Genomic DNA, 21,484 nt, shown 5'->3' with positions numbered 1-21,484 from the left:
AAGTGAAACGCCGTAGCGCCGATGGTAGTGTGGGGTCTCCCCATGCGAGAGTAGGGAACTGCCAGGCTCCAATTAAGCAAAAAGCCCTGTACTGAAGTACAGGGCTTTTTGCTGTCTGCGATTTACGAAAATTACACTCATCTCCTCCCTCTAATCCTCTGAAGATCATGCCTGTACGCAGTTTAATCCACTATTTCTAAAATCCGTGCTTAAGTGAAACATTTTCAACTATCTTATGAATACTCGACATTTGACATATGTCGGGTTATCTTCAGCTATCTGGATGTCTAAACGTTTAAACGTATGTTGTGAGGATATAAGGTTATGCCAATTCGGGTGCAGGATGAGTTACCAGCCGTCAATTTCCTGCGGGATGAGAATGTCTTTGTTATGACTACATCGCGCGCAAGCAACCAGGAGATCCGTCCGCTAAAGGTGCTCATACTTAATCTGATGCCGAAAAAGATTGAGACCGAAAACCAGTTTTTGCGTCTGCTTTCTAACTCTCCCCTGCAGGTTGACGTCCAGCTGTTACGCATCGACTCCCGTGAATCCCGTAATACACCGACTGAACATCTCAACAATTTCTACTGCAACTTCGAAGATATTCAGGATGAAAATTTTGATGGTCTGATTGTCACAGGAGCCCCACTTGGCCTGGTAGAATTTAACGATGTTGCGTATTGGCCACAGATCGAACAGGTGATTCATTGGGCAAAAGATCATGTTACCTCAACACTCTTTGTGTGTTGGGCTGTGCAGGCTGCACTGAATATTCTCTACGGCATCCCTAAACAAACGCGCAATGATAAGCTGTCTGGCGTTTATGCACACAACCTCACTTACCCACATGCCTTGTTAACTCGCGGTTTTGACGACACTTTTCTGGCACCACACTCACGCTACGCAGATTTCCCTGCATCATTGATTCGTGACTATACCGATCTTGAAGTTCTGGCTGAATCAGAAGAGGGGGATGCGTACTTATTTGGCAGCAAAGACAAGCGTATCGCATTTGTCACCGGCCATCCGGAATATGATTCACACACACTGTCAGGTGAGTATTTCCGCGATGTAGAAGCAGGCTTGAACCCTGAAGTGCCATATAACTATTTCCCTGGTAACGATCCGCAGAAGAAGCCACATGCAACATGGCGTAGCCACGGGAATTTGCTGTTCACCAACTGGCTAAACTACTACGTCTACCAGATCACTCCATTCGATCTGCGCAATATGAATCCAACGCTCGACTAAGCGTTTCAGCATCCCGTCACCTCTACGATCAAGGCACTTTAAGGTGCCTTTTTTGTTTTCTAAAAACACATTCCCCAAATGAATAAATTTTAATTTCATATATATCAATGTGATAAATGATTTTCATTTCAAAAATGGAAATTGTTTTTGATTTTAAAAAATCATGAAGTAGTCTTAACTCTGTTGAATGAAAACCAGACACTGGACGTACCAGATCTATTTGGCATGATCGATGGGATAAGACGAGGGGAGAAATCCAATGACACAACAGACAGTTAGCGCAGAGTTGGCCTTTAGCCAGCCGTTTGGTGAACCAGAGCGACAGATTCTGACGCCTGATGCAGTAGAGTTTCTCAGTGAGCTCGTCACCCGCTTTACACCGCAGCGTAATAAGCTACTGGCGGCACGCATCGTTCAGCAGGCTGAAATTGACGCAGGGAAACTTCCAGATTTTATTTCGGAAACCAGTTCCATTCGTGAATCAGAATGGACTATTCGCGGCATTCCGGCCGATTTACTCGACCGCCGCGTTGAGATCACCGGGCCTGTCGAACGCAAAATGGTGATTAACGCGCTGAATGCTAACGTCAAAGTTTTTATGGCTGACTTTGAAGACTCCCTCGCTCCCAGCTGGAGCAAAGTGATCGACGGCCAAATCAACCTGCGCGACGCCATTCGCGGGACGATCAGCTGGACTAACGAAGCCGGTAAAATCTACCAGTTGAAGCCTGATCCAGCCGTATTAGTCTGCCGTGTTCGTGGCCTGCACTTACCAGAAAAACATGTCACCTGGCGTGATGAGCCTATTCCAGGCAGCTTGTTCGACTTCGCACTCTACTTCTTCCATAACGTGGACGCCTTGCAGGCAAAAGGTAGCGGCCCGTATTTCTACCTGCCAAAAACGCAATCCTGGCAAGAAGCGGCCTGGTGGAGTGAAGTCTTCAGTTTTACTGAAGATCATTTCTCTCTGCCGCGTGGCACCATTAAAGCGACGTTGCTGATTGAAACGCTCCCTGCGGTATTCCAGATGGACGAGATCCTGCATGCGCTGCGTGATCACATCGTGGGGCTGAATTGTGGCCGCTGGGATTACATTTTCAGCTACATCAAGACACTAAAGAATCATCCGGATCGCGTCCTTCCGGACAGGCAGTCCGTCACCATGGACAAACCCTTCCTGAATGCTTATTCGCGCTTGCTGATTAAAACCTGTCATCGCCGTGGTGCTTTTGCTATGGGCGGCATGGCAGCATTTATTCCAAGTAAAGACAGCCAGCGTAATGATTGGGTGCTCAATAAAGTCAAAGCGGATAAGCAAATGGAAGCGACCAATGGCCATGACGGCACATGGATTGCGCATCCGGGCCTTGCTGACACAGTGATGGAGGTCTTTAGCAAAGCGTTGGGCGACGATAAAAACCAGCTTCCTGTTTTGCGTGAAGAAGACGCACCGATTACTGCCGCACAACTGCTTGAACCTTGTCCTGGTGAGCGCACAGAAGCGGGTATGCGAGCCAATATTCGCGTGGCGGTGCAGTACATCGAAGCATGGATTTCTGGCAATGGTTGCGTACCGATTTACGGCTTGATGGAAGATGCTGCGACCGCAGAGATTTCCCGTACTTCTATCTGGCAGTGGATTCATCATGAAAAAACGTTGAGTAACGGTGAGACAGTCACTAAGGCGCTGTTCAGCCAAATGCTGGCTGAAGAAATGTTCGTTATTCAGGAAGAATTAGGTGACAAGCGTTTCAGCCAGGGGCGTTTCGATGAAGCCGCTCGCCTGATGGAGCAAATCACCACTTCCGATACGTTAATCGACTTCCTGACGCTGCCAGGCTACCGCCTGCTTGCCTGAACCCTACACAAATAAAAATATGGAGCATCTGCAATGAAAACCTCACGCACCCAACAAATCCAACAATTACAACAAGACTGGACACAACCACGCTGGGAAGGCATTAAGCGCCCGTATAGCGCAGAAGAAGTCATTAAGCTGCGCGGCTCGGTGAATCCGGAATGTACCCTGGCGCAAAATGGCGCGGCCAGGATGTGGCGTTTGCTACATGGCGAATCGAAAAAAGGTTATATCAATAGCCTGGGTGCGTTAACTGGCGGGCAAGCGTTACAACAGGCAAAAGCAGGTATTGAAGCCATCTATCTTTCTGGTTGGCAGGTTGCGGCAGATGCCAACCTGGCTTCCAGCATGTACCCGGACCAATCGCTATACCCGGCAAACTCCGTCCCTGCGGTGGTCGATCGGATCAACAATACTTTCCGCCGCGCCGATCAGATCCAATGGGCCTCGAACATTGAAGAAGGGGATCCGCGCTATGTCGATTACTACCTGCCGATCGTCGCCGATGCCGAAGCGGGTTTTGGTGGCGTACTGAACGCATTCGAGCTGATGAAATCGATGATTCAGGCCGGTGCCGCTGCCGTTCACTTTGAAGACCAACTGGCATCCGTGAAGAAATGCGGACACATGGGCGGCAAGGTACTGGTACCGACTCAGGAAGCCATTCAGAAACTGGTTGCTGCTCGTCTTGCTGCTGACGTTATGGGCGTACCGACGCTGGTGATTGCCCGTACTGACGCCGATGCTGCGGATTTGATCACCTCTGATTGCGACGAATACGACCGCGAATTTGTCACTGGTGAGCGCACACAAGAAGGCTTCTACCGCACTCGTGCTGGTATCGAACAAGCAATCAGCCGCGGCCTGGCCTATGCGCCGTACGCCGATTTGGTGTGGTGTGAAACGTCAAAGCCAGACCTTGAGCAGGCGCGCCGTTTTGCCGATGCCATTCATGCTCGCTTCCCAGGTAAATTACTGGCCTACAACTGCTCGCCATCATTTAACTGGAAGAAAAATCTTGATGACAAAACCATCGCGTCCTTCCAGGAGGAGCTGTCAGCAATGGGTTACAAATACCAGTTCATTACACTGGCAGGCATTCACAGCATGTGGTTCAACATGTTCGACCTGGCGCACGCTTACGCGCAGGGAGAGGGGATGCGTCATTACGTTGAAAAAGTCCAGCAACCAGAATTTGCCGCAGCACCTGAAGGCTACACCTTCGTTTCCCATCAGCAGGAAGTGGGCACGGGTTATTTCGACCGAGTGACGACGATTATTCAGGGCGGCGCGTCTTCGGTGACGGCGTTAACGGGTTCGACGGAAGAAGAACAGTTCTAAAACAACCCTCATCCCAACCTTCTCCCTGAGGGAGAAGGAGAAAAACACGATCCATCCTTTCTTCCTCAGTTCACAGGGAGAAGGAGAAAACACGATCAATCCCCTCTCCCTTAGGGAGAGGGCCAGGGTGAGGGTGGAAAACACCACGGAGTAACTCATGACTCGTCGGCTGGAACTGTTAATTGCCCACACCATCCTGCAAGGTTTTGACGCGCAGTATGGGCGCTTTCTTGAGATAACTGCCGGAGCGCAGCAGCGCTTCGAGCAGGCTGACTGGCATGCGGTTCAGCGGGCGATGAAAAGCCGCATCCATCTTTATGATCACCATGTTGGCCTGGTGGTGGAGCAATTGCGCTGTATCACGGGCGGCCAAAATACTGACGACGAGTTTTTATTGCGTGTTAAAGCGCAGTACACCCAATTGTTACCCGATTACCCTCGTTTCGAAATCGCTGAAAGCTTCTTCAATTCTGTTTATTGTCGCCTCTTCGATCACCGCTCGTTATCTCCCGAGCGGCTTTTTATCTTCAGCTCTCAGGATGAAAAACGTTTCCGTACTATCCCCCGTCCGCTGTCAAAAACCTTTACCCCGGCTTTAGGATGGCAGCCACTTTTGCGTTCCTTGCTCAGAGATTTACCTTTGCGCCTGCCGTGGCAAGATTTAGCACGTGATGCGGGTTACATCATTGCGCATCTCAACGAAACCTTTGGTGCTGAGGCTTTGCAGCAGGCTTCCCTCGACATTGCCAACGAGCTGTTTTATCGCAACAAAGCCGCCTGGCTGGTCGGGAAGCTGGTGCTTCCGACGGGCAAGGTGCCGTTTTTGCTGCCGATTCATCGCACCGATGACGGATATTTAGTGGTGGATACCTGCTTAACCAGCAGCGCCGAAGCCAGCATTGTTTTTGGTTTCGCCCGTTCCTACTTTATGGTTTATGCCCCACACCCTGCGGCTCTGGTGGAATGGTTACGTGAGCTGCTCCCCGGCAAAACCACCGCTGAACTGTATATGGCGATTGGCTGCCAGAAACACGGTAAAACCGAAAGTTATCGTGAATATCTGACCTACATTTCTGCTACCGATGAGCAGTTTATTGAAGCGCCAGGCATTCGTGGCATGGTGATGCTGGTGTTTACGCTCCCCGGTTTTGATCGGGTATTTAAGGTGATTAAAGACAAGTTTGCGCCGCAAAAAGAGGTGACCGCCGAACGCGTGCGCGAATGCTATCAACTGGTCAAAGAGCACGATCGTGTCGGGCGCATGGCCGATACCCAGGAGTTTGAAAACTTTGTGCTGTCTAAACATCAAATTAGCCAGCCGCTGTTGGCATTATTACAGCAGGAAGTTCCTGAAAAACTCACCGACCTCGGTGACCGCATCGCCATCAGCCATCTTTATATTGAACGCCGAATGGTGCCGCTGAATTTGTGGCTGGAACAGGTCGAAGGCCAGCAATTACGAGATGCCGTTGAGGAATATGGCAACGCGATTCGCCAGCTTGCGGCGGCGAATATTTTCCCCGGTGACATGCTGTTTAAGAACTTTGGCGTGACACGCCACGGGCGGGTGGTGTTCTACGATTACGATGAAATTTGCTATATGACCGAGGTGAATTTCCGCGACGTCCCGCCGCCGCGTTATCCGGAGGACGAACTCTCTGCCGAGCCGTGGTACAGCGTGGCGCCAGGCGACGTGTTCCCTGAAGAATTCCGCCACTACTTATGCGCCGACCCGCGTATTCGCCAGATATTTGATGAAATGCACAGCGACTTGTTCCGTGCGGATTACTGGCGCGCATTGCAGGAGCGTATCCGCAACGGGCATGTGGAAGATGTTTTTGCTTATCGCAAACGTCAGCGGTTTATTCTCCGTTTCGGAGAATTGAAGCAGGCGGGTTAACGCCCGCCGCCGTAAGCCTGGGTAATCTCTTTGGCTGCTTTTATCACTAACGCACCCAACTCGGTTACGCGATCATCTGTCACGCGAGAAATTGGCCCGGAAATCGAAATCGCCGCAAACGCTTCATGATGCTCATCATAAATACACGCCGCCACACAACGCAGCCCCAGCGCATGTTCTTCATCATCAAATGAATAACCGCGTTTGCGGGTTTGCGCTAAATCTTCTTTCAGATGCAGCGGGGAAGTGAGCGTGGCAGGCGTATAGCTGTGCAGCCCTTTGCGGTGCAGCAACGTCACGACTTCGTCATCACTCAGATTGGCGAGAAACACCTTGCCTGCGCCAGAGGCATGCATCGGCAATTTGCCACCAATCGGTGCCGACATCCGCATCAGTTGAGCGCATTGCACCTGGTCGATAATAATCGCCTGATGGTCGCTATGGTCAAGCACCGCCAGATTCACCGTTTCGCCGGAATCTTCCATCAGCTTGCGCAGCATCGGGTGAACAATCGCTAACAGATTACGGCTTTGCAGGAAGCTACTGCCGACGACAAACGCATGTGCGCCAATCGTCCAGTGGCCCAAATCGCCAATCTGGCGAACAAAGCCAAGCTGTTGCATGGTAGTCAGCAGACGATGCGTAGTGGAATTAGGTAAGCCAGCTTGCTGTGCAAGTTCAGTGAGTGCCACGCTACCGTGCGATTCGGCAATCCATTCAAGCAGTTTCAAACCGCGAGTTAATGACTGAACCTGTCCGGTAGGCTGTGGTGCAGCCACTGTGGCTGTACGTGGTTTTTTTCCACGTTTGGCGGGAACGGCAGCGACCATAACTGACTCCTGTTTTCATATCGTGGAAATCATTTTCGTTTTATTTGGCGATAATGCAACCTGCATCCAACTCATCGGATCAGTCAGGTGAACATGTCTCATGTTCCATTGCTTTGCGCCCATTACAACTTGTGACAGTATGATTGGTTAGGCTGACAGGCTTGGGTAAACAGGTGGGAGCGAGAGTGAGCAATAAATTAGAAAAACTGCATCAGCAGTTGCAGCAACGCATTTTGGTACTGGATGGTGGTATGGGAACCATGATCCAGAGCTACCGTCTTGATGAGAGCGATTTCCGGGGTGAACGCTTTGCAGACTGGCCGTGTGACCTGAAAGGGAACAACGATTTGCTGGTGCTGAGCAAACCGGAAATTATTGCCGCCATTCACTACGCCTACTTTGAAGCCGGTGCCGACATCGTCGAAACCAACACCTTCAACTCAACAACCATCGCGATGGCGGATTACCAAATGGAATCCCTGTCGGCGGAAATTAACTACGAGGCGGCAAAACTTGCCCGCGCTTGTGCCGATGAATGGACCGCACGCACACCGGAAAAACCGCGCTACGTGGCTGGGGTATTAGGCCCAACCAACCGTACTGCGTCTATTTCACCTGACGTGAACGACCCGGCATTCCGTAACGTCACTTTTGATCAGCTGGTGGAGGCTTATCGCGAATCCACACGTGCGCTGGTGGAAGGCGGTGCAGATCTCATCATGATTGAAACGGTGTTCGATACCCTGAACGCCAAAGCCGCTATTTTTGCGGTGAAAACCGAATTTGAAGCGCTGGGTGTCGACCTGCCAATCATGATTTCCGGCACCATTACCGACGCCTCAGGCCGCACCCTTTCCGGGCAAACCACCGAAGCTTTCTATAACTCATTACGCCATGCCGATGCGCTGACCTTCGGCCTGAACTGTGCGTTGGGGCCAGATGAACTGCGTCAGTACGTGGCTGAGCTTTCACGCATTGCTGACTGCTACGTCACCGCACACCCGAACGCCGGCCTGCCAAATGCTTTTGGTGAATACGATCTCGATGCCGATGAAATGGCGCGCCAGATTGGCGAATGGGCGCAGGCAGGTTTCCTGAACATCATCGGTGGCTGTTGTGGTACCACACCAGCACACATCGCGGCGATGAGCAAAGCGGTTGAAGGCGTTGCCCCACGTAAACTACCAGACTTGCCGGTGGCATGCCGTCTGGCAGGGCTTGAACCGCTAAACATCGGCGCTGACAGCCTGTTCGTCAACGTCGGTGAACGTACCAACGTCACCGGCTCCGCCAAATTTAAGCGCCTGATCAAAGAAGAAAAATATAACGAAGCGCTAGAAGTGGCATTGCAACAGGTCGAAAGTGGCGCGCAAATCATCGACATCAACATGGATGAAGGGATGCTCGATGCCGAAGCGGCGATGGTGCGTTTCCTCAACCTGATTGCCGGTGAACCAGATATCGCCCGCGTGCCAATCATGATTGACTCCTCGAAATGGGACGTCATCGAAAAAGGCCTTAAGTGCATTCAGGGCAAAGGCATCGTTAACTCCATCTCGATGAAAGAAGGTGTTGAGGCATTTATCCATCACGCCAAACTGGTGCGCCGCTACGGTGCCGCGATGGTGGTGATGGCGTTTGACGAAGTCGGCCAGGCTGATACTCGCGAGCGCAAAATCGAAATTTGCCGCCGCGCCTATAAAATTCTGACTGAAGAAGTCGGCTTCCCGCCAGAAGATATTATTTTCGACCCGAATATCTTTGCCGTCGCGACCGGAATCGAAGAGCACAACAACTACGCCCAGGATTTTATCGGCGCGTGTGCTGACATTAAACGCGAACTGCCGCATGCGATGATTTCCGGCGGCGTGTCGAACGTGTCGTTCTCCTTCCGTGGCAACGACCCGGTGCGCGAAGCCATTCACGCCGTATTCCTCTATTACGCCATCCGTAACGGCATGGACATGGGCATCGTTAACGCCGGGCAACTGGCGATTTACGATGATTTGTCTGCGGAGTTGCGTGATGCCGTCGAAGACGTGATCCTCAACCGTCGTGATGACAGTACCGAACGTTTGCTGGATCTGGCCGAGAAATATCGCGGTAGCAAAAGTGACGACGGCGCGGCCGCGCAACAAGCCGAATGGCGTAGCTGGGACGTGAAAAAGCGCCTTGAATACTCACTCGTGAAAGGTATCACTGAGTTTATTGAACTCGACACCGAAGAAGCTCGTCAGCAGGCTGAACGCCCGATTCAGGTTATTGAGGGCCCGCTGATGGATGGCATGAACGTGGTTGGCGACCTGTTTGGCGAAGGGAAAATGTTCCTGCCGCAGGTGGTGAAATCTGCCCGCGTGATGAAACAGGCGGTGGCGTATCTCGAACCGTACATTGAAGCCAGCAAAGAAAAAGGCTCAACCAACGGCAAAATCGTGCTCGCCACGGTGAAAGGCGATGTCCACGACATCGGCAAAAATATCGTCGGGGTGGTGTTGCAATGTAACAACTACGAAATCATCGACCTTGGCGTAATGGTGCCAACCGAGAAGATTTTGAAAACCGCCCGCGAAGTCGGCGCAGACATTATCGGCCTCTCTGGGTTGATTACACCGTCGTTGGACGAAATGGTCAACGTCGCCAAAGAGATGGAGCGCCAGGGCTTTACGCTGCCGCTGCTGATTGGTGGGGCGACCACCTCTAAAGCGCATACGGCGGTGAAAATAGAGCAAAACTACAGTGGCCCAACGGTTTACGTGCAAAACGCCTCGCGCACCGTTGGCGTGGTTTCAGCGCTACTCTCGCCAACACAGCATGACGATTTCGTAGAACGTACACGCAAAGAATATGTCACCGTGCGTACCCAACATGGCCGTAAAAAACCGCGCACTCCACCGGTGTCGCTTGCTGCCGCACGTGAAAACGATCTGGCATTTGATTGGTCAAGCTACACGCCTCCGGTACCACACCGCCCGGGTGTGCAGGAAGTGACCGCCAGCATCGAAACGCTGCGCAATTACATCGACTGGACGCCATTCTTTATGACCTGGTCGCTGGCCGGGAAATATCCGCGCATCCTTGAAGATGAAGTGGTGGGTGAAGAGGCACAGCGCCTGTTTAAAGATGCTAACGATATGCTGGACAAACTGCATACCGAAAAACTCCTGACGCCGCGTGGCGTGGTGGGGATTTTCCCGGCAAACCGCGTGGATGATGACATTGAAATCTACCGCGATGAATCTCGTACCCAGGTACAAACTGTGGCGCACCATCTGCGTCAGCAGACCGAGAAAGTCGGTTTTGCCAACTACTGTCTGGCTGATTTTGTCGCGCCAAAACATAGTGGCAAAGAAGATTACATCGGCGCGTTTGCGGTCACTGGCGGTATGGAAGAAGACGCACTGGCAGAAGGTTATGAAGCGCAGCATGATGATTACAACAAAATCATGGTGAAAGCGTTGTCTGACCGTCTGGCTGAAGCGTTTGCTGAATATCTGCATGAGCGGGTGCGTAAAGTTTACTGGGGCTATGCACCAACAGAAAACCTCAGCAACGAAGAGCTTATCCGCGAAAACTACCAGGGGATTCGCCCGGCACCGGGCTATCCGGCCTGCCCGGAACACACTGAAAAAGCGACTATCTGGGAATTGCTGGATGTAGAAAACGTGATCGGCATGAAACTTACCGAGTCCTACGCCATGTGGCCTGGTGCTTCCGTTTCTGGTTGGTACTTCAGCCATCCTGACAGCAAATACTACGCTGTAGCGCAGATTCAACGTGACCAGGTGGAAGATTACGCGCGTCGCAAAGGGATGTCGGTGACCGATGTTGAACGCTGGTTAGCTCCGAACCTGGGCTACGACGCGGACTAACATTCGCACGCCTTCATCCCAACCTTCTCTCCCAGGAGAAGGAGCACACCGTTTATGCCCTCTCCCTCGTGGAGAGGAGCTTACCACCTTATTCCCTCTCCCTCGTGGAGAGGCGCTTCCCGCCTTATTCCCTCTCCCTCAGGGAGAGGGTCAGGGTGAGGGTGGTTTACATCTCGAATCGTTTAATTGTCGCCAGGCGTTATATACTGGAATTTATTAAGTAAAAACCTCCAGGAGAACGCGTGCTTACTTTACTGCATCTGCTTTCTGCGGTGGCGCTACTGGTCTGGGGCACACACATTGTGCGTACCGGCATCATGCGAGTGTATGGGGCCAATCTCCGTAGCGTGCTTAGCCGCAGTGTTGAAAAAAAACCGTTCGCCTTCTGCGCGGGTATTGGTGTCACCGCGCTGGTGCAAAGCAGCAACGCCACCACCATGTTGGTGACATCGTTTGTTGCCCAGGATTTGGTGGCTCTCACACCGGCGCTGGTCATCGTGCTGGGCGCGGATGTAGGGACGGCGCTGATGGCGCGAATCCTGACTTTCGATCTTTCCTGGCTGTCGCCGCTACTCATCTTCCTTGGCGTGATTTTCTTCCTCAGCCGTAAACAGACGCGGGCGGGCCAACTCGGGCGCGTCGGTATCGGCCTTGGGTTGATTTTATTGGCGCTGGAATTGATTGTTGCCGCCGTCACGCCGATAACCCAGGCTTCCGGTGTACAGGTGATTTTCGCCTCGTTGACGGGCGACATCATGCTCGATGCACTGATTGGCGCGATGTTTGCGATTATCAGTTATTCCAGCCTCGCTGCCGTGTTGCTGACCGCCACGCTGACCTCTGCCGGTATCATCTCGTTTGACGTCGCGCTGTGTCTGGTGATTGGTGCTAACCTCGGTTCTGGTCTGTTGGCGATGATCAACAACAGCACCGCGAATGCAGCGGCGCGCCGAGTCGCGTTAGGGAGCCTGCTGTTCAAGCTGGTGGGCGGTATCATCGTGCTGCCGTTCGTGCATATTCTGGCGGATGCGATGCAGAAACTGTCGCAGCCGGAATCTGAACTGGTTATCTATTTCCACGTCTTCTACAACCTGATTCGCTGCCTGGCGATGGTGCCGTTTGCCGGGGCGATGGCGCGTTTTTGCCGTAGGGTGATTAGCGAAGTCCCTGAAGTCGATGCGCGTATGAAGCCGAAACATCTGGATGTCACCGCGCTGGATACTCCGGCGCTTGGGCTATCGAACGCTGCACGTGAAACCTTACGTATGGGGGATGTGCTTGAGCAAATGCTGGATACCTGGAGCAAGGTGATGCACGGCGAACCGCGCCAGGAAAAAGAGCTGCGCAAACTCGCAGACGATGTCGATGTGCTGTATACCGCGATTAAACTGTATATGGCGCAGATGCAGAAAGAAGAGCTGGCGGAAGTCGAATCGCGCCGTTGGGCGGAAATTATCGAGATGTCGCTAAACCTCGAACAGGCGGCGGATATTCTCGAACGTATGGGTAGTGAAGTCGCCGATAAATCGTTAGCTGCGCGCCGGGCATTTTCCCCGGATGGCCTGAAAGAACTGGATATTCTGCTTCAGCAACTCACCAGCAACCTGAAACTCAGTCTGTCGGTATTCTTCTCCGCGGATGTGAACAGCGCGCGCCGTTTGCGCCGTAATAAACATCGCTTCCGCATTCTGAACCGCCGCTTCTCGCATGCCCACGTTGATCGTCTGCATCAGCAAAACGTGCAGAGTATCGAAACCAGCTCACTTCATCTGGGCTTGCTCGGCGATATGAAGCGCCTGAACTCGTTATTCTGCGCCGTGGCCTACAGCGTTCTGGAACAACCCGACGATGATGATCGTGATGAATACTAATTTTCCTGCATGAATCATCAGCTTATAATCCGTTCTGTTGATGGATTAAAAATGGAATTTAATGATGAAGCTAAAACTAAAACAGATGTTGGCAGGTGTAGTGTGTATTGCAGCATTGGCAGGATGTTCGGCGTTAGACAGGACTGAACCGGTTCGCACGCCACGGACGATAATCACCTCTCATGTCACGACTGAGCAGGTTAAGGAGGCGATTATCACCGCCGGACAAGGGCGCGACTGGATTATGTCGGTAGCGGGGCCTGGCGTCATTAATGCGACACAAAACATTCGCAAGCACAGCGTCACTGTGCGTATTAACTACAGCGAGAAAGATTACTCAATTAACTATGTAAACAGCGTGAATTTACTGGCCTCTGGTGGCGAAATTCACCGCTCGTATAATCATTGGGTCAATAACCTCGATAAAGATATTCAGAAACGGTTAGCCATTGTTGCGGCGACACCTGCAAAATAAACACCCCTCTACGGGCAATGAACTTCGCGTTTGTTGCCCGAGTCTGTTCGCATCGCCCCTCAGGTAAGGTATATTCCAGGTTTTACGGAGGAACCATGCTGACCAACTCATCTATACGTCTGAACAAATACATTAGCGAGAGCGGTATCTGCTCCCGTCGTGATGCCGATCGTTACATCGAACAGGGAAATGTTTTCATCAACGGCAAACGCGCCGCGATTGGCGACCAGGTATTTGCCGGAGATGTGGTGAAGGTCAACGGTCAGTTAATTGAACCCCGTGATGAAGACGACCTGGTGCTTATCGCGCTGAACAAGCCTGTGGGTATCGTGAGTACCACCGAAGATGGCGAAAAAGACAACATTGTCGATTTTGTTAACCACAGTAAACGCGTGTTCCCGATTGGCCGTTTAGATAAAGACTCCCAGGGGTTGATTTTCCTCACCAATCACGGCGATTTGGTGAATAAAATCCTGCGTGCCGGGAATGACCATGAAAAAGAGTACGTCGTCACGGTCAATAAACCAGTCACCGACGAGTTCATTCGTGGCATGGGCGCAGGTGTGCCTATGCTGGGAACGGTCACCAAGAAATGCAAAGTGAAGAAAGAAGCGCCGTTTGTGTTTCGCATCACTTTGGTACAAGGGCTTAACCGTCAGATTCGCCGTATGTGCGAACATTTTGGTTATGAAGTGACGAAGCTTGAGCGGACTCGCATTATGAACGTCAGCATGAAAGGGGTACCGCTGGGTGAATGGCGTGATTTAACCGATGATGAATTGGTTGAGCTGTTTAAATTGATTGAGAACTCTTCTTCCGAGGCGAAGCCTGCGAAAAAGCCAAAATCCAAACCTACCGTTGCCAAAAAACCGGTAAGTGCAGGGCCAAAGAGCAGCGCGAAAACCCCGGCAGAGCTTGCTTCGCGCAAACGCTTTGCCCAGCCAGGGCGCAAAAAGAAAGGGCGCTAGTTAGCGCTTTCCGCGTGAATGGCTGTTGGCAGACCAGGAATAGGTTGCAGAAGTATCTGGTTTTGCTGCTTTTTGCTTTTTGATTTGGCGAACTTTTTTAGCTGCTTGTTCACGCGCTTCCATTAGTTGGTCGATATAAGTTTTTTTAACGTGGTTGATTTCTGAGTTTGTCAGGGGACGACCATGGGCGATGCGTGCGCGGTCTAGCCGCGTTTTCAATTCGCGCTGCTCGGCTTCGGTCATATCTTGTTGTGTCAGTCTTGATGTGGACATTGTTGCGGCCTCTTAAGAAGTGGCCTCCAGTGTAAAGCAAAGTGCCCGCTAGCTCAGTAAAAATCAGCGTCTGGTCGCAAAGTTACCCTAAAATGTTGGTAAATATGCTCAGTTGCAATGGCAAGATTGTCATCGTTTCGCTGAGTTAAAAGCAAAAAGCCCGGTTTCCCGGGCAGTTTGCTCAATCAGAGTTGAATCAGGCGCGGCGTTTTTTCAAATGCTTACCGTTGTTTTCATCAATCGGTTTGCCAGACCAGTAACCCGCCAGAATCGAGCCAGACAGATTGTGCCACACCGAGAACAGTGCGCCAGGTAGTGCAGCTAATGGCGAGAAGTAGATCTTACCGAGAGTCGCCGCAAGGCCTGAGTTCTGCATACCCACTTCAATTGCCAGTGTGCGGCACGTGGATTCATCAAATCCAAACAGCTTCCCGCCCCAATATCCGCTCAGTAACCCAATACCGTTATGCAAAATCACAGCGATGATAACCATCAGGCCAACAGACGCGATATGCGAAGCCGAACCCGCCACTACGGCACTGATAATCGCCAGAATACAGAGCATCGAAAACGCCGGTAAATAGGGCTCTACACGCTTTACAAGGCGCGGGAAAAGATGATGCACAATCAATCCAAGGCCAATCGGAATGACCACGATTTGCAGGATGCTCAGCAACATACCCACTATATCCACTTTGATATCCGCATCGACATACAAACGCGTCAGCAAAGGTGTCGCAAAAACCCCGACCAGTGTGGAAACCGAGGAAATGGTTACTGAGAGCGCCACATCGCCTTTTGCCAGATAAATCATCACGTTTGAGGCTGTGCCACTTGCCACACTTCCTACCAGAACCATGCCTGCGGAAAGGTCAGGTGGCATATGGAACAGCTTTGCCAGAACCCATGCTGCCAGCGGCATGATCAAATAGTGCAGAAAAGTCCCTGCCGCAACAGGAGCTGGGCGTGAAAGCACCCGTTTAAAATCATCTATGCGCAGATGCACACCCATACCAAACATAATCAGCATCAACAGCGTGCTGACCCACGGGCCGATGGGAGTGAACGTTGCGGGAGTGTAATAGGCGAGTACAGACAGCAGAACCGCCCAGAGCGGAAACAGCCGGGTGAATACAGCGAGCATATTGAGATCCTTGCAAGTGTTGTGTTGTTTTATGGTTATAAAAATGCCGGGATCGAGCCCGGCACTTGGTATTCATGGCATGAGATTAAAATTTATTCAAACAGATTGTGATGAAGTTTTTGCACCACTTGTTCAACATCGTCTCCCGGCACCAGGAAGCACAGGTTATAGCTGGATGCGCCGTAGCAAATCATGCGGATATTGAACGGCTCGAGTACGCCGAAGACCTCTTTACCCACGCCACAAGCTTTGGACAGGTTGTTACCGATGATAGCGACCAACGCGAGGTTTTCTTCCACTTCCACACGGCATAACGAAGAAAGTTCGGTCAGCAATGCAGTGGTCAGCAGGCTTTCATCGGTAGACGTTGAGCCGGTGGTATCCAGCGTCAGTGCGATGCTCACTTCGGAAGTGGTAATCAAATCTACGGAAATATTGTGGTGTGCCAGAATATTGAACACTTCTGCGAGGAAGCCGTGAGCATGCAGCATACTCAGGCTGTTTAGTGTCACCAGGGTTTGCTTGCGACGGACCGCCAGCGCACGGAACAACGGCGGATTATCGGTTTGGTTGCACACCAGGGTGCCACCCGCTTTGGGATCTTTGCTGGAGCCAACAAACACCGGAATATCGCAACGCACAGCAGGCAATAATGTTGCAGGATGCAGGACTTTTGCACCGAATGTCGCCATTTCAGCGGCTTCTTCGAAGGCGATTTTATCGATGCGTTTTGCCGCTGGCACCATGCGTGGATCGGTGGTGTAAATGCCCGGAACGTCAGTCCAGATATCTACACGGGTTGCTTTCAACGCTTCACCCAACAGTGCCGCAGTATAGTCGCTGCCGCCACGGCCAAGCGTAGTGGTGCGGCCTTTGGCTTCGCTACCGATAAAGCCTTGAGTAATCACCAGAGATTGTACCAGACGCGGTTGAAGCTGCTGGGTCGCCAGTTCTGCTAAGGTTGCCACATCCGGTTCAGCACGGCCAAAACGGTCGTTGGTACGCATGATTTTACGAATATCAAACCATTGCGCATCCACTTTGCGTTCACGCAGGATCTCGACAAACAGCAGCGTAGACATTAATTCACCGTGGCTGACCAGTTCGTCAGTTAACGCGGTGGATGTCGCCAGTGATGCGGCTTCGGCAAGCGTGGTGATGTTTTCCAGCAGGCGTTCAATCTCTTCGCGAATAATCTGCGGATTAGCCAAACGCTCGACGATGTCATATTGAATTTTGCGAATAGCATCGAGCTTAACGAAACGCTCGGTCGCTTCCAGGCCTTGCGCCAGGGCAACCAGTAAATTGGTGATACCCGCAGAAGCGGAAAGCACCACTACGCGAACGTTTTCATCAGCAAGCACAACATCGGCGCTGCGGTTCATTGCGTCGTAATCGGCTACGCTTGTGCCGCCAAATTTGGCAATAACGGTTTGTGGGTAAGACATTACAACCTCGTGTCAGGGACCAATCCGTCATTCTTCAGCCTGCATCTTTGTTGGATACACTCGAATCATTACGGGGTAATGGCATTAAATTTTCAGCCTTGGCACAAGGGGGGAGCGGGAAAGGGGCAGACGTAGAAAAGAAGACTGAACTACGGATACACCCAGAAGCGCCCCACCTTGTCTACCCAGAGTCTGTACATCACAGCGCAATATTCCGGGTATAAGCATCCAACTGCCGAATGCTTCAGGTGACAACCCAAGGGATTCAGCCCTTGTAGTCGATAATATCCGCTGCCATACGCACATTACCTCGGCGTCGCTCCCCCTCCTGTGTCGTCTTCGGATTGGCTCCTCAAACACGATACCTGGGCGACGCACCTCTTCTGGCTTACTCACAAGTGAGCAAGTAGCCGTATACAAATAAAATGGAACGCGACAGAAGTCAACGCCTGGAAGTTGAGGAGTTTTCATTCTGCACCAGTGCAATCAGGGTGCAGGGTAAGGTCGGAGCAGTGGGGCCATTTATAGCAGTAGTTTTTCCTTCTTCCAGACGGGAAAATAATGGCACTACACCGCGATTTTTCTCCAAATAATCCAGCCAGCCAAAATTTTCATTTAGTCGCGTCGCTTTGATGGTTGCACCTTTGGCCAACTGACTGCTTAACCTGCTCCAGGTGACATCTTCAGGAAAAAATTTCTCGTGACGACGAAAACGAGCACTTTCGTTGCTGGTTCGACCTTTTAATGCGGAACCGGAGCGGATGGAAAAAACATTTTCACTGCCGAAAATATGGCTGAAATGATAAACCGCCAGTGCGTTTTGATGCCGATTGGGCGAAAGTGCCAGCACTTGCGCAATATTGCTTAAATCGAAGTGGTTTTCCGCATGCTCAGACCACGCGTTCCCGAGCAACCATCCAAACAGCCCGCCGCAGGCTAAACCGAACACCACAGTTTGCGCCGCCCACGCCAGCCATCGTGCCGCCAGTGAGCTGATGGTGATAATCACCAATAGAAGAGGTACGGACAGTTCCGTAAATTTTTTACCTTACCTAGATTACGAAGCCATACTGTTTTTCTCAGTGTAGACGCGCTCTGCGTGGGCGGAACCAGGCGCGACGACTTTTTAGCTGGCACATAATCTGAAACGGTATTCCCGATACAAGGGTAGAAAAATCATCACAAATCCCGTTTTGTGGATATACAATTGACCGCAGTCACAGTTCTCAAATCAAAAGGGTATCGCTATGAAAAATATCAACCCAACGCAGACCGCTGCATGGCAGGCTTTGCAGGCGCATTTTGACGAAATGAAAGACGTCACCATCGCTGAGCTTTTCGCGCAGGATGCCGACCGTTTTGCTAAGTTCTCCGCTACTTTCGACGATTCAATGCTGGTGGATTACTCCAAAAACCGCATCACCGAAGAAACCCTGTCGAAGCTGCAGGCTTTGGCGAAAGAGACTGATTTGCAGGGCGCAATTAAGTCCATGTTCTCTGGTGAGAAGATTAACCGTACTGAAGACCGTGCTGTGCTGCACGTAGCGCTGCGTAACCGTAGCAACACGCCAATCGTCGTTGATGGCAAAGATGTGATGCCAGAAGTGAACGCAGTGCTTGAGAAGATGAAAACCTTCTCCGAAAGCATTATTAGCGGCAACTGGAAAGGCTACACCGGTAAAGCGATTACTGATGTGGTTAACATCGGTATCGGCGGTTCTGATCTTGGCCCATTCATGGTGACCGAAGCGCTGCGTCCGTACAAAAACCACCTCAACATGCACTTTGTGTCTAACGTTGATGGCACGCATATCGCTGAAGTGCTGAAGAACGTTGACCCGGAAACCACGCTGTTCCTGGTTGCCTCTAAAACCTTCACCACTCAAGAAACCATGACCAACGCCCACAGCGCGCGCGACTGGTTCCTGGCAACTGCTGGCGATAACAAACACGTTGCGAAACACTTTGCTGCGCTGTCGACCAACGCGAAAGCTGTCGGTGAGTTTGGTATTGATACTGCCAATATGTTTGAGTTCTGGGACTGGGTCGGTGGCCGTTACTCCCTGTGGTCGGCGATCGGTCTGTCGATCATTCTGTCTGTCGGCTATGAAAACTTTGTTGAACTGTTGTCCGGCGCGCATGCCATGGATAAACACTTCGCCAATACGCCAGCAGAACAAAACCTGCCAGTGCTGTTAGCGCTGATCGGCATCTGGTACAACAACTTCTTTGGTGCTGAAACCGAAGCGATTCTGCCATACGACCAGTACATGCACCGTTTTGCGGCTTACTTCCAGCAAGGCAACATGGAATCCAACGGTAAATACGTTGACCGTAACGGCAACGCTGTTGATTACCAGACTGGCCCAATCATCTGGGGCGAGCCGGGCACTAACGGCCAGCACGCGTTCTACCAGCTGATTCACCAGGGCACCAAAATGGTTCCTTGTGATTTCATCGCACCAGCAACCAGCCATAACCCGCTTTCCGACCACCATCCAAAACTGCTGTCTAACTTCTTCGCGCAGACTGAAGCGCTGGCGTTTGGCAAAGCTCGCGATGTGGTTGAGCAAGAATATGCCGACCAGGGTAAAGACCCGAAAACACTGGAACACGTTGTACCGTTCAAAGTCTTCGAAGGTAACCGCCCAACTAACTCCATCCTGCTACGTGAAATCACACCGTTCAGCCTCGGTGCACTGATTGCGCTGTATGAGCACAAGATCTTCACTCAGGGTGCCATTCTGAACATCTTCACGTTTGATCAGTGGGGCGTGGAATTAGGTAAGCAACTGGCTAACCGTATTCTGCCTGAGCTGGGTGATGCGGCAGAAATCAGCAGCCACGACTCTTCAACGAATGGTCTGATTAACCGTTACAAGTCCTGGCGCTAATACCCGTCATACTTCAAATATAAGCCGGCGTTATGCCGGCTTATTTATTTAAAGGGGAATATAAGATAATTCCCCTTGCCGCATAATATCTGTTTATTTCTCCTCTGAGGTTAATCCTAAAATTCACTATATCCTGATAATTCAGGAGGTTTACTTTCGGATTAATTAGATTGATATGTTTTTTATAAATATTTTAACTTGTTGTTTTATATGCATATGAATAAAAATTAATATCTGGTTGTTGTTATATTTCCATTTATCTTAAAGCACTGCTGATATTCCCCTCTGCGGCCTAACACTATTACTAGTTGTGTATACTCGAAACCGCCTGAAATTCCTTTTGGGCAAATCTCCATTCATTCAATGAAGGGAAATAGTTATGAAGAAAGTTCTTTATGGCGCTTTAGCCATATTCACGCTGGCAACTGCTGGCGCGGCGAGTGCTGACCCGGTAGCGGTGGGTGAAGCAGCCGGCGCACAAGCAACTTCTGTGTCCGCAGGTAGTTCTACTGCGACCAGCGCCAGCACTGTCGGGTCGGCAGTGGGTGTAGCACTTGCGGCAACCGGTGGCGGCGATGGCTCCAATACCGGAACCACCACTACCACCACGACCAGCACCCGTTAATTTCACGGGTGATTTAACCCTAACCACACTTCGGTGTGGTTATTTCGAATCCGGGAAAACCTCGTGCAGCGACTCGCAACTTTTCTTGTCTGCCTGTTACTTCAGGCCTGCTCCGACACCACTCAAGGTCTTGGTACCTCGCTTTGGCACAGCATTGTGGGTGAGGATGGCGTGCAGCTAACCCATGACGAAATCCAGAATATGCGCTACGCCAGCCAGTACATGCGCCTCAATAACGGCCCGCAAATATTCGTCGTGCTGGCGTATGACGAAAATGGCCAGCAAAAGTGGGTCACGCAAGACCGGGCGATGGTCGTCACTGAAAATGGCCGCATCGTAAAAACCACCGGTCTTGGTGACAACCTCCAGCAAGTGACCAATATGGCGAGCGACCCGCTGGCAAAAGCGAATCAAATTGTCGATGGCATAAGCTGGACGCGGCAAATGGCCTGGACCGAACACCAGCAAGTACGCATGGCTTCGGCGCGTTCAACGTTTACCTGGGACGGTACCGACACGCTGAACGTGGCTGAAAGCACCACGCCGGTGCGCATTCTTGATGAAGAAATCACCGCGCTGGATAAAACCTGGCATAACCGCTTCTGGATAGACAGCGCAGGCCAGGTACGCCAGTCAAAACAATATCTTGGCCCTGATTATTGGCCTGTCACCACGATTCTGTTGAAGGCGGCGAAAGAATGAAAATAAAAGCTATGACGCGTTCTTCAACCACA

General features: G+C 51.3%; 15 protein-coding genes, 1 pseudogene and 1 riboswitch. Of the genes and pseudogenes, 11 read left to right on the top strand and 5 right to left on the bottom strand.

The window, feature by feature from the left end:
• The first annotated feature begins 324 nt into the window (after positions 1-324).
• The 4 genes from metA (at position 325) to aceK (ending at position 6,353) form a co-directional block, all read left to right on the top strand.
• Positions 325-1,254: a homoserine O-succinyltransferase gene (gene metA, locus EC843_RS21775; protein WP_133523052.1), complete on the top strand. Its 930-nt coding sequence runs from the start codon at positions 325-327 to the stop codon at positions 1,252-1,254.
• Between the two features lie 259 nt (positions 1,255-1,513).
• Positions 1,514-3,112 carry a malate synthase A gene (gene aceB / locus EC843_RS21770; RefSeq protein WP_133523051.1) on the top strand — a complete coding sequence of 533 codons (1,599 nt, stop codon included), beginning with the start codon at positions 1,514-1,516 and terminating at the stop codon, positions 3,110-3,112.
• A gap of 33 nt (positions 3,113-3,145) precedes the next feature.
• On the top strand, positions 3,146-4,453 hold the full coding sequence (gene aceA, locus EC843_RS21765; protein ID WP_064541328.1) for an isocitrate lyase: 1,308 nt from the start codon (positions 3,146-3,148) through the stop codon (positions 4,451-4,453).
• 157 nt (positions 4,454-4,610) lie between these two features.
• Positions 4,611-6,353 carry a bifunctional isocitrate dehydrogenase kinase/phosphatase gene (gene aceK / locus EC843_RS21760; RefSeq protein ID WP_064541325.1) on the top strand — a complete coding sequence of 581 codons (1,743 nt, stop codon included), beginning with the start codon at positions 4,611-4,613 and terminating at the stop codon, positions 6,351-6,353.
• Here the strand turns inward: aceK and iclR are convergent.
• Positions 6,350-7,183 (bottom strand): glyoxylate bypass operon transcriptional repressor IclR, encoded by an 834-nt coding sequence (gene iclR / locus EC843_RS21755; RefSeq protein WP_064541323.1) that lies wholly within the window; start codon positions 7,181-7,183, stop codon positions 6,350-6,352. The two genes, aceK and iclR, sit on opposite strands and share 4 nt — an antisense overlap.
• Before the next feature lie 185 nt (positions 7,184-7,368).
• Between iclR and metH the strand changes: the two genes are divergently transcribed.
• The 4 genes from metH (at position 7,369) to rluF (ending at position 14,366) form a co-directional block, all read left to right on the top strand.
• Positions 7,369-11,052, top strand: a complete 3,684-nt coding sequence (gene metH / locus EC843_RS21750; RefSeq protein WP_064541318.1) for a methionine synthase — start codon at positions 7,369-7,371, stop codon at positions 11,050-11,052.
• Between the two features lie 242 nt (positions 11,053-11,294).
• A complete protein-coding gene (locus EC843_RS21745) occupies positions 11,295-12,923 on the top strand; it encodes a Na/Pi cotransporter family protein (protein WP_064541300.1) in 1,629 nt (542 codons plus the stop codon).
• Between the two features lie 64 nt (positions 12,924-12,987).
• Positions 12,988-13,398, top strand: coding sequence for a hypothetical protein (locus EC843_RS21740; protein ID WP_064541297.1), 411 nt, complete (start codon positions 12,988-12,990; stop codon positions 13,396-13,398).
• Positions 13,399-13,493: 95 nt separating this feature from the next.
• A complete protein-coding gene (gene rluF, locus EC843_RS21735; RefSeq protein ID WP_064541294.1) occupies positions 13,494-14,366 on the top strand; it encodes a 23S rRNA pseudouridine(2604) synthase RluF in 873 nt (290 codons plus the stop codon).
• Here the strand turns inward: rluF and EC843_RS21730 are convergent, their stop codons facing one another.
• From EC843_RS21730 to EC843_RS21715, 4 genes and pseudogenes are all read right to left on the bottom strand, one after another.
• Positions 14,367-14,639: a DUF3811 domain-containing protein gene (locus EC843_RS21730; RefSeq protein ID WP_064541291.1), complete on the bottom strand. Its 273-nt coding sequence runs from the start codon at positions 14,637-14,639 to the stop codon at positions 14,367-14,369.
• A 196-nt stretch (positions 14,640-14,835) separates the two neighbouring features.
• Positions 14,836-15,783 carry a ketopantoate/pantoate/pantothenate transporter PanS gene (gene panS / locus EC843_RS21725; protein WP_064541288.1) on the bottom strand — a complete coding sequence of 316 codons (948 nt, stop codon included), beginning with the start codon at positions 15,781-15,783 and terminating at the stop codon, positions 14,836-14,838.
• Between the two features lie 92 nt (positions 15,784-15,875).
• Positions 15,876-17,231, bottom strand: a complete 1,356-nt coding sequence (gene lysC, locus EC843_RS21720) for a lysine-sensitive aspartokinase 3 (protein WP_064541285.1) — start codon at positions 17,229-17,231, stop codon at positions 15,876-15,878.
• A 157-nt stretch (positions 17,232-17,388) separates the two neighbouring features.
• Positions 17,389-17,622, bottom strand: a riboswitch (Lysine riboswitch).
• A gap of 51 nt (positions 17,623-17,673) precedes the next feature.
• Positions 17,674-18,138 (bottom strand): annotated as a pseudogene (locus EC843_RS21715) (sodium:proton antiporter); the annotation flags it as partial.
• Between the two features lie 340 nt (positions 18,139-18,478).
• On the opposite strand from EC843_RS21715, the gene pgi reads away from it, so the two are divergent.
• The 3 genes from pgi (at position 18,479) to EC843_RS21700 (ending at position 21,452) form a co-directional block, all read left to right on the top strand.
• A complete protein-coding gene (pgi, locus tag EC843_RS21710) occupies positions 18,479-20,125 on the top strand; it encodes a glucose-6-phosphate isomerase (RefSeq protein ID WP_133523049.1) in 1,647 nt (548 codons plus the stop codon).
• A 379-nt stretch (positions 20,126-20,504) separates the two neighbouring features.
• Positions 20,505-20,750, top strand: coding sequence for an exopolysaccharide production protein YjbE (gene yjbE / locus EC843_RS21705; protein ID WP_064541276.1), 246 nt, complete (start codon positions 20,505-20,507; stop codon positions 20,748-20,750).
• A 63-nt stretch (positions 20,751-20,813) separates the two neighbouring features.
• Complete coding sequence (locus tag EC843_RS21700) at positions 20,814-21,452, top strand: YjbF family lipoprotein (RefSeq protein WP_064541274.1); 639 nt, start codon at positions 20,814-20,816, stop codon at positions 21,450-21,452.
• The last annotated feature ends 32 nt before the right edge of the window (positions 21,453-21,484 follow it).

The sequence above is a fragment of the Buttiauxella sp. JUb87 genome, assembly GCF_004361975.1.
In the GTDB taxonomy this organism is placed as follows: Bacteria; Pseudomonadota; Gammaproteobacteria; order Enterobacterales; family Enterobacteriaceae; genus Buttiauxella; species Buttiauxella ferragutiae.
This window is presented reverse-complemented; position numbering and strand designations above follow the sequence as displayed.